The organism is Mucilaginibacter sp. (genome assembly GCF_041663085.1).
GTDB lineage: Bacteria > Bacteroidota > Bacteroidia > Sphingobacteriales > Sphingobacteriaceae > Mucilaginibacter.
On the sequence record NZ_JBAZRC010000165.1, the window covers coordinates 1 to 10,461 of the forward strand.

Annotated in this window: 10 protein-coding genes; 1 reads left to right on the forward strand and 9 read right to left on the reverse strand. The window is 44.2% G+C overall.

What is annotated here, in order from left to right; genetic code table 11:
* The 9 genes from WC615_RS20515 to WC615_RS20555 all read right to left on the reverse strand — a co-directional run.
* The coding region (locus WC615_RS20515) for a uroporphyrinogen-III C-methyltransferase (protein ID WP_372979927.1) at nt 1–265 on the reverse strand (265 nt) is incomplete at its 3' end.
* Complete coding sequence (locus WC615_RS20520) at nt 262–2,355, reverse strand: nitrite reductase (RefSeq protein ID WP_372979928.1); 2,094 nt, start codon at nt 2,353–2,355, stop codon at nt 262–264. The genes WC615_RS20515 and WC615_RS20520, both read right to left, overlap by 4 nt.
* Nucleotides 2,356–2,800: 445 nt before the next feature.
* Nucleotides 2,801–4,195 (reverse strand): arginine decarboxylase, encoded by a 1,395-nt coding sequence (locus WC615_RS20525; protein ID WP_372979929.1) that lies wholly within the window; start codon nt 4,193–4,195, stop codon nt 2,801–2,803.
* 536 nt (nt 4,196–4,731) lie between these two features.
* On the reverse strand, nt 4,732–5,247 hold the full coding sequence (locus tag WC615_RS20530) for a protease (protein ID WP_372979930.1): 516 nt from the start codon (nt 5,245–5,247) through the stop codon (nt 4,732–4,734).
* Nucleotides 5,248–5,442: 195 nt separating this feature from the next.
* Nucleotides 5,443–6,006, reverse strand: coding sequence for a helix-turn-helix domain-containing protein (locus WC615_RS20535; protein ID WP_372979931.1), 564 nt, complete (start codon nt 6,004–6,006; stop codon nt 5,443–5,445).
* 121 nt (nt 6,007–6,127) lie between these two features.
* The gene (gene ctlX / locus WC615_RS20540; protein ID WP_372979932.1) at nt 6,128–7,048 is read right to left on the reverse strand and encodes a citrulline utilization hydrolase CtlX; all 921 of its coding nucleotides are present in this window, start codon (nt 7,046–7,048) and stop codon (nt 6,128–6,130) included.
* Between the two features lie 34 nt (nt 7,049–7,082).
* Nucleotides 7,083–7,289 carry a helix-turn-helix transcriptional regulator gene (locus WC615_RS20545; RefSeq protein ID WP_294944429.1) on the reverse strand — a complete coding sequence of 69 codons (207 nt, stop codon included), beginning with the start codon at nt 7,287–7,289 and terminating at the stop codon, nt 7,083–7,085.
* A complete protein-coding gene (locus tag WC615_RS20550) occupies nt 7,289–7,957 on the reverse strand; it encodes a DUF2975 domain-containing protein (RefSeq protein WP_372979933.1) in 669 nt (222 codons plus the stop codon). The genes WC615_RS20545 and WC615_RS20550 overlap by 1 nt, the downstream gene beginning before the upstream one ends.
* Before the next feature lie 48 nt (nt 7,958–8,005).
* Nucleotides 8,006–9,451, reverse strand: coding sequence for an arginine deiminase family protein (locus WC615_RS20555; RefSeq protein WP_372979934.1), 1,446 nt, complete (start codon nt 9,449–9,451; stop codon nt 8,006–8,008).
* 209 nt (nt 9,452–9,660) lie between these two features.
* On the opposite strand from WC615_RS20555, the gene argS reads away from it, so the two are divergent.
* The coding region (gene argS / locus WC615_RS20560) for an arginine--tRNA ligase (RefSeq protein ID WP_372979935.1) at nt 9,661–10,461 on the forward strand (801 nt) is incomplete at its 3' end.

The window sequence follows — 10,461 nt, forward strand, 5'->3', positions numbered from 1 at the left end:
AGTTAAGGGCGTAATCAACCATTAGGCGGTTAATGTTATCCTGCGAGAAAGAATGATCCCCTGAGCGTTTGCCTACATAAACTTTAACAGCACCGGCGGGGGCATATTCCAGCAGCTCGTCATTCACCAAAGCATCATACAAAACCACATCGGCGGTTTGCAGGGCTTTAATGCCTTTCAGGGTAATCAGTTCCGCATCGCCGGGGCCTGCGCCAACAAGGGTTACGCGTGGTTCTTTTATATTATTTGTACTGTTATTTATCATGATTGCAACACTGCCTCTCTCTTAACTTTTACTGCTTCTAAAAATTCGGTTGCCTGTTGCTTGTAAGCGGTGGCAAATTCTTCAGATGGTTCATTTTTATTGATCTGCAACACCAGGTCGCCGAAGGTACCCTCAAGGGCAAATTCGCCTGTGGCTACATAGTTGTTATCAAATTCTTTTATTACGCCTGTTTGAGTGCTGCTGTTAACGCCTTTATCAAGCAGTAACGCCTTAGCCGCGCTTACCATGGTATTGTATGAATGATAGATGGCATCGGCCCATAAACCTTTAGCATAAGCGCCGTTTGCCCAGCCCAGTTTCTCTTCACTCTCGAACAGCAGGGTAGCTACCAGATCGATAATGACACCGGCACACTCACCAACGCCAATGGCCGAAACATAGGTTTCCTGGTGGCCCCAGTCTACAAATTCATCATCGGTAAGGGTGGTCAGGTCGGCCAGCGGTTTTAGCAGGCGATAAAAGTAATCCTTGCCCTGCCTGTCGTAATAAGCGTGGAAGGTTTCTTCAGATACCGAATTGGTTTTGTAATCGTCCAATACAAATCTTAAAGCATCCGTAGCACGTTTTGATGGTACTTTGATCACACGCTCGGCAGCGCGACCTACGCCGTTGCCTACGGTGCCACCGCCCAGCATTACCTGTACAGATGGCAATACCTTTGCACCCGCCTTAAGCGAGCTGCCATGAAAGCCAATATGTGCCAAACCATGCTGGCCGCAGCTATTCATACAGCCGCTGATCTTGATCTTGATTTCGCGGTTGTAGATGAAATCTTCGTATTCGTTGTAAATAACATCCTCCAGTACCTTAGCCATGGTCATGCTGTTGCTGATGCCCAGGTTACAGGTATCGGTGCCGGGGCAGGTGGTAACATCGGCAAGGCTATCAAAACCCGGCGCCGCGAGGTCTAAAGCATGCAGCCCTGCATATAAAGCAGGCAGCGCTTCCTTACGCACAAACTTTAACAATAAACCCTGGTTTTGTGTGATCCTGATCTCGTCGGCAACATAAGGTTTGATAGCCGTAACCAACTTGCGTGCAACATCCGTTGGGATATCGCCAACAGGTACTTTAATATATACGCCGTAAAAATCTTTTTGCTTTTGCTCAAATACGTTGGTAGCCAGCCATTGCTCATAACGCAACGGATTAGTAATCTCTACATCGCTGTAAGTAATGTCATCGGGCAAAGTGGGCTGTGGAACCGCGTCCCAGTTTACCGGGCAGCTTTTTACTTTAAGCGCGGTGCGTTCTTCTTTAGCCAAACGCAGCACCTCATCTAAACCTATTTTTTGAATAAGGTATTTTAAACGGGCCTTGTTACGGTTATTGCGCTCGCCGTGGCGGTCGAACACGCGGATAATAGCTTCTATGTAAGGGATCAGTTGGTCCTCGGGTAAAAAGTCTTCCACCGGACTGGCCAGTAAAGGCTGCGCACCCAAGCCACCGCCTAACAGTATTTTAAAACCACGTTCGCCGGCTTCGTTTATTTTTGGTATCGCGCCAATATCATGGATGTAGGAGAAAGCCGTATCCGCATCGCTCGATGAAAACGAAATTTTGAACTTGCGGCCCATTTCCTGGCAGATGGGGTTCCGGAGAAAATACTCGAACGTAGCCTGTGCATAAGGCGAAACATCAAAGGGCTCAAGCGGGTCGACACCCGAGGTAGGGGACGATGTTACGTTACGCACGGTATTGCCGCAAGCTTCGCGCAGGGTGATATCATCCTGCTCCAACTCGGCCCATAGCTGCGGGGTACGGTCAAGGCTTACGTAGTGGATCTGGATATCCTGGCGGGTGGTTAAGTGCAGGTTGCCGCTGCCGTACTCGTCGGATATATCGGCAATTTTTAAAAGCTGCTTAAAGGTAACCTTACCGAAAGGTAATTTTATACGCACCATTTGTACGCCCGGCTGCCTTTGGCCGTAAACGCCGCGGGCCAAACGGAGGCTCCTGAATTTCTCGTCGTGTATTTTGCCCTCACGGAACGCACGTATCTTCCTTTCCAGGTCGATGATGTCCTGCTCAACGATGGGGTTCTCCAGTTCTGTTCTGAAGCTCTGCATATTCGGTATGTAATTTAGTTATCTCAAAAAAAAGCCCCTTCTGCTGCGGCTGAAGAGGCGAGTATTATTTATTTACACACTTACAACCACGATATCTTAGACCACATACAGCAGTTAATCAGGTTATTATGATATGTAAATCCTGTTTGTTTCATTATTATACCCCAAATATATATATAGTATAGGGGAATAGTAGAATTTATTTGAAAAAAAATGTTAATTGTGTTTTTAACCACAGAGGACGTGGAGTAAATAAAAAGTCGTCATTGCGAGGTACGAAGCAATCTCCGAACTATGCATAAACGCTTTGCATGCGCCATTGCCTATCGGGAGATTGCTTCGTACCTCGCAAGGACGCGGGGGAAGAGGTGAGGAAACGACAGGCCATCAAACAAAAAAGCACCGCCATACGGCAGTGCTTTCAAATATCGATCTATAAAAAATATTAGGTAGTGTAACCCAGTATCTTTAATACCTGTTTACTGTTTTGCTCTTCGCCAAATACCTCAAAGTTAAATGTCTCATCGCGGTTCCTGCGGATGATAACATGCTTTGGTGACGGCAGCAGGCAATGGTGTATGCCACCGTAGCCGCTCAATACTTCCTGGTAGGCGCCTGTATTGAAGAAGCCCAGGTACTGCACCTTACGGGTTTTTGGCATATACACACTGTTCATGTGGGCTTCCTGGTTGTAATAGTCCTGCCCGTCGCAGGTGATGCCGCCAAGGTTCACACGTTCGTACTCGCTATCCCAGTTGTTGATAGGCAGCAGGATGTATTTTTGGTTCAGTGCCCAAACATCAGGCAGGTTAGTAATGAATGAGCCATCCAGCATCAGCCATTTCTCGCGGTCGTTCTGTTGTTTGCGGCCTAATACCTTGTATAATATGCCCGATGCTTCTGCTACTGTGTATTTACCAAACTCGGTAATAATATCCGGTTCCATGGTATCGTGCTCGGCGCAGATCTCTTTAATGCGGCTCACAATCTCGTTGATCATGTACTCGTAATCAAAATCAAATACCAATGAATCTTTGAATGGCATACCACCGCCGATATCCAAAGTATCCAGCGCGGGGTTTATTTTTTTGAACTTACAGTAAAGCGTTACATATTTCTCCAGCTCGTTCCAGTAGTATGGCGTATCAGAGATACCCGAGTTAATGAAGAAGTGCAGCAGCTTTACCTGGAAGTTAGGATTGTTCTCTATCTTGTTATGATAAAAATCTATAACATCCTCCATACGCACACCAAGGCGCGAGGTGTAGAACTGTGAATCCGGCTGCTCTTCCGCAGCTATACGGATGCCCAGGTTACATGGGGTATCCATTTCCACCTCGTCATCGTACAGGTTAAACTCTTCCTTGTTATCCAATACCGGGATGATGTTTTTAAAACCATCGTGCAGCATATCAATAATATACTGCTTGTACTGGAAGGTTTTAAAACCGTTGCAAATAACAGTCATGTCCTTGCTCAGGGCACCTTTTTTCTCCAGCGCGTCAATCATCGGCATATCAAAGGCCGACGATGTTTCCAGGTGGATCTCGTTCTTCAGCGCTTCTTCAACAATATGCTTAAAGTGCGAACTTTTGGTGCAATAGCAATACTTATACGTGCCGCGGTAATTATTTTTAATAATTGCCTGCTGAAAAAGCAGCTTGGCCTGCTGTATTTTTTTGCTGATTATAGGCAGATAGGTGAAGCGCAGGGGGGTGCCGTACGTTTCAATCATCTCCATTAAATTGAGGTCGTTAAAATATAACTCGTCCTCTATTATCTCAAAACCATCCTGTGGGAAACCAACGCTTAGGTCAAGAAATTCCTGGTAACTCTGCATTCTTTAAAATTTGGTGCAAATGTATATTTTAAACGGATTTATTTTGTATTTGTTGGGTGTAAATTTTATAGTAGGAATGTAATTTATTTTTTTGGCGATTTGTGTTGTTGTAATAAGTTGGTTATGAGTGTATTTACAGTGGCGAGAAGATATTGCACGCAAAGACGTAGAGACGCAAAATTTGGGGTATTGGTTTAACGGTTATGGTGTTGAATTTATTTAGTTATAAATGTCATGGTGAGCTTGTGGAACCATTGCGGATCTGGGCAGCGAATAAGTCTTCGACAAGCTCAGACTGACAAGTGATTTTGGCATCTCTGCGTCTTTGCGTGAAAAAAAAATACGAGTGCGTTGCCTGCGGCCCGTGCTATTCGCTCATACGGGCACAGGCATTAATCACATGGCCGGTATCTGCTGCTATCACTAACGCGGGTGCAACATAACGGGAGACGCGATACTTCGCGTCTCTACCTTATAATACTGCGTAGAGACGCGACACATCGCGTCTTTAATAAACTTTGCGATAAATTTATTTCCTATTTAATATACACGAACGACACACTCTTTTTAACCGTAAGCCCGCTTATGCCGGTGCTGTTATAAGTTACTGTGTATTTGGCGGGTTTATCAATAGCGTAGGCTTTTAGCAGGTCGGCATTTACAGATAAGCTATCGTTAGCTTTAAGGGTAATATAGCTATCGGCAGGCGGCGGCATAATGCGTTTGGCCATAGCTCCTTTGTAGTTCACTTCGTTTCCTTTGTCATCTGTAATATCCAGGTATTTGCTCATTAAGGGTTCAAACGGGGTATGCCATTTGCAAAAACGGGCGGTATCGGCTTTGTTGTTTTTTACCGTGAATTTTAACAGTACGGAGTCGCCGGCTTTGATGGTATCTTTCATGGTCATCTCTGCGACGAGTGTTTTTTGAGTGACCGCTGTATCTGTTAAAGATTTGGCAGAATCGGCCTGATCTGCTGTTTGGCTGCCCGAACGCACACCGCATGATGATAGCGCCAAAAGGGCAACAGCTAATATTTGATAGTTTTTCATAGTAATTATACGTTGTAACATTAAACTATGCAACAGCGGGCGGGCATTTAAGTTCTGATTGGTTTATTTAATTAGGGATTGTCTTCGGCCCGGGCTTTCTGCTTATAGCCGTCGGGCAGGTATCCCCTGCCTTAATGCGGGGGATGGTTGGTAATGCACACGCGGTACGCGTGCGCCAGCAGGGAGAAAAGTAGCTTACTTCTCTGCGACCAGAGGCTTTCTACTTTGCCAGCAACGAAAAGCACTTACTAAAACAAATACAATATTAATTAAATACAAAAAAGGTATCGAAGAAAGCATCATACCTCCGTACGGCCAATGGAGGATTTTAAAACTATAAGCCATACCTAAAAGCATACAACATATTGTCTGTACAATAAGCAACCTCCCGGCTGTGCGGTTTATATTGATTACTTGCCCGCTTTTTATCATCCATAAAATAAACGGAACAACAACGCCAAGTAAAGGGGAAATGAAAAAACTTAATGCCGATAAATTGAGGATAGCCAGATAGGTTCTGTCTGCTTGCGGGTAATGTGCCACCAATTGGGTATTAACAGATGCCCCTAATTCCCCGGGTGTGGTATTTAATGCGTTTGCAATTTGCAATAAGCTATGGCCTCTGGGTTCCGTCTCATTGTTTTCAATCCGCTGAATCGTTCTTAAGCTTATTTGCGCAAGTTCCGCCAGTTTTTCCTGGCTTAAGCCTTTAAGGATACGCAGTTTCCGGATATTTTGGGCAATATTGGTCTTTTCCATTTAAATGAGATGATCGTACAAATGTACTTTCGGTTAAACATTTTCCGGGCGCATTCTTTACGTCATGTTTACGACAAACAGCTATAGTTTAGTGTAATAACTAACCTCTAATTACCAATCGCTAATCCCTAACCTCCAAATGCACCTCTGCCATCATACACCTTGCACTACCACCGCCATTGGTTTCAATGGTATTGATATCCGCGTAAACCAGCTTGCCGTATTTTTCTAAACCTACTTTTTGCTCTGAGGTAAGCGAGTTATAAGCCGCCTGCGACATTACCACCAACGAACCACCGTTAGCACTCTTTACCTCCAGCATATTACCCGCAAAATGGTTCATCTGGTCAAAGGTGATATCGATAATTTCTTTACCTGTTGATTTTAGCGAACTAATAACCGCTTCCTTCTCCTGCTCATTTGTAATACTATCCAAACAGATCACCACGAATTTACTGCCGATGGCCATCAGTACGTTGGTATGGTAAATAGCTTGTCCGTTTTGGTCGAAGGCGTCAAATGTAACGGCTTTGTAGCCTGTGTAATCGCAAAAGGCTTTTAGTACTTCGGCATTGGTGCGGGGGGATAGGCAGGCGTAGGCTATCTTGTTTTCCCTGTCGAGCACCATGCTGCCGGTGCCTTCTAAAAATTGGTTCTTTGCTTCAAACCTGCTCAGGTCTATCACATGATTGGCTTTAAAGGTTTCTTCCAGCTGCCGAATGATATCCTCCCGGCGCTCCAACCGGCGGTTCCCGGCCTGCATTGGGTACAGGAAGATATCGCCGTTGTCATGGAAAGAGACCCAATTATTAGGGAAGATAGAATCAGGGGTGTGCGGTTCGGGGGTATCGTTTATAACGGTTACGCTCACACCGTTATCGCGCAGCACTTTTACAAAAACGTCAAACTCCTGCACGGCTTTTTGCTGTACAGCCTGCTGGTCGTCATCGCGGTTCTGGAAGGCGTTGCTTTCGGCGGTTTGGGTATTAAAACCAAACGCCACCGGGCGTATCATTAATATATTAGCGGTCGACTGGCTCATTTGTTTATTAAGTTTATTGGTGGCGGCAAATTAATCAATCTGCTTTATAATCCAATATATCGCCGGGTTTGCAGTTTAATTCGCGGCAAATAGCCTCCAGGGTATCAAAGCGTACCCCTTTTACTTTACCGGTTTTAAGCAGGGAAAGATTGGTCATGCTGATGTCCAGGCGCTCGGCAAGCTCTTTAAGCGACATCTTATTCTTAGCCATTTCCACATCAAGGTTTACAATGATAGCCATTATACAAACTCTCCGTTCTCTTTTTGTAATTCAAAACCATACTTAAATACATCAGCCATCAGGTATATAACTGCGCCTAAAATAATGCCGATGAAGCTTTCCGACCATACTACCTGGTAATGATTACTATCAAAATCGCTTACCTGCTGGTGCAAAATAAAACTTGTGCTCAGCCCGAATAGTATATTCAATATTGTAAGCAATGCAAAGCATAAAGCTGTGATGCGTAAACGGCGGATATTATCGTGTCTGAATGGCATACCCTGGTGAATAGTGGCAAAAAACTTCCTTAACTGATAGATAATGGTTAGTACCAAAAACTCGAGTATTATAAAGAAGAAATATGCGGTGATAATATTTACAGCCGTATTTTTTAATTCCATTCTTATCATCCCATTATCGGCCTGTAAAGTTACATGATCAGCATTGGGTGTAGCGGCCTGTAAAGTTGTAATGGATTCCTGTATAGGGTATTTCACTTTTGCAGAAAATAGGGTGGAATCACTTGTGAAAAATTTTATGGTTAAAAGGCAGAATGCAAGTGCGGCCAAAGCTATACCCGCATACCATACAATGTTTAACACAACTCTAATCGTTTTTAAAAGCCAGGATGTAGGTTTCATGTTTATATCTGTTTTGTTGATACAAACATATAAGTTATTTTTCATAAAACAAAGATTATTTTATGTAAAACATAAAATAATCTTTGTTTTAAATTATTTTATACTATCTCGTTTCAGCGGCATACTCATGCAATGGAAACCACCACGGGCGCGCGATAGTTCGGCGCTTGGCATCAGTATCAGTGTATCCTTCATTTTTTGCGGGTCAATTTCGCCACTCTCAAATTTAGGCAGCAGCTCGGTTATATGGATCACCTCAAAACCGCTTTGTTTAAATGACTCAACGGTTTTGTCGTTACGATCATACCCTACAACTACGCCATCTTTTAGGGCCAGCAGGTTACAGCTATCCGTCCATTGCTCGCGTGCATCAAACGGGAACATATCATTACCCGAGTAAATAAATCTGGTGGGTTCGGTGCTTTGCAAATCCTTCTGACTAATGTTATCCAGCAGGTCTTCCAGCGTATTAAAGGTTTTGGGCTTTTTATCTTTCCTGAACTGCACTATCTCGGGCTTGTCCTTGTTTTTTTTATCGGCAAACCAGGCTATGGGTTCGCTTTGCGATTGTTCGGTTTCGGTAATGGTTAATGATCGTAGCAGCACCCATACGTTGCGTTTTACCTGCGTAAAAACGGTATCAATGTGCATATAATCGCGCTTGTGCGGTATTTTTACTATCGTGATCTTGCTCACTACATCATTCTCGAAGAGTAATTTTATAGCCTCGTTAGCGCCGCTGATGGAAGTACGTTCGCTGCAGCCAATAATGAGGTGCTGCGGACTAACCATCATTACATCGCCGCCCTCAATGGTAGTTTTTTCCTCATTCACTTCGCCGGGGCGCAAAAAATGTTGCTTATTCTCAGGGATCTCGATAACGCTGTCGTGGTAAGCCTCAAACAAAGGGTGGTTGAAGAATATATAACGCATCAGCAAGGTCTCGCGCGAGCGGGCCTTTTTAGCCGGTTTATTCAGCAGGATATGGTTGTTGATGGCGATACCCAGATCGCGGGAGAATATCAGGTTAGGTATGGGTGCGAAGATCATGGTATCATCACCCAGCGAGCCGGAGATAAAGATCTTGGCCAGCTCAACCGGGTCGGTATCTATCAGTTGCAGCTGCAATTTGTAGTTACAGCTTTCTATAGCGCATACGGCTGCCACCAGTTTCTTGCGGATATCGTTTTGCTGTAATATATCGCTCAGCAGGGTTTGTATCTCAATAACTTTTGTAGAGTTATGGAAACCGGCGTTGTCGGGTTTAAAAAAATCTCGGTTGCCGGCAGCGCTGTCAATATCGGCCAGTTTGCCTTTTATCTTATCAGGGTCAAGAAAGTACATCAGTAGCTTAATGTAGTAATCGTACTCCTTGCGGCGCATGGTATCCAGGTGCACAATGTCTTCAAAAAGCCAGTCCTGTGCTTTTGAAGGTACCACTTTGCCCAGCCCGCTATCGGGGCTATGTACCAAAAGTGTACGCAGGTTACCAATCTCAGATGTTACATCTATCTTAAAATCTTTGTCATTAAGTGTCATAAATGGTTATAAAGAAGAAACAAATCTATAGTTTTTAAGCATATTTTATGGATAGTGATATCTTATAAATTTAACCACAGAGTGCGCAGAGGTTTTCACAGAGGGCACAAAGAAAGCTTCGTGTTCTCTGTGTTTTTTTCTCTGTGCACTCTGTGGTTAAAAATGAACATGCTATATAAGCATTCTTTAATTTATGTTAATTTTGCGCGATGGATTTTATTATTGAGGCTGTTGTTAAGGCCGTTAAAGATTTATACCAAACTGATATTGCCCCTAAAGATGTAAACCTGCAGGATACCCGCAAGGAGTTTGAAGGGCAGGTTACTATAGTTACGTTTCCGTTTACAAAAGTATCGCGTAAAGGGCCCGAGCAAACCGGTGCCGAAATTGGCGAATACCTGCAAAAAACATTACCACAAATTGCCGCTTTTAACGTAGTTAAGGGCTTTTTGAATATTTCTTTGGCCGATAGCTTCTGGCTTGAAAAACTCCATGCCGAAATTTTGACCGATGATTTTGCTGCTGCAAAGCCAAACGGAAAAAAAGTAATGGTGGAGTATTCATCGCCTAACACTAACAAACCACTGCACCTGGGGCACATCCGTAACAACCTGTTAGGTTTTTCGGTGGCAGAGATACTGGGCGCTGCCGGTTATGATGTGGTAAAAGCCAATCTGGTTAATGACAGGGGCATCCATATTTGTAAAAGCATGCTGGCCTGGCGCGAGTTTGGTAACGGCGAAACCCCTGAAAGCAGTGGCTTAAAAGGTGACCACCTTGCCGGTAAATATTATGTTTGGTTTGATAAAGCCTATAAGCAACAGATACTGGAACTGGTTGAAGAGGGTCAGACCGAAGACGAAGCCAAAAAGAACGCACCGCTGATAAAAGAAGCCCAAAGCATGCTGTTGAAATGGGAGGCAGGCGACCCGGAAGTGATAAAGCTGTGGAAAACCATGAACGGCTGGGTTTACGACGGCTTTGATGTTACCTACAAAACGCTGGGCGTA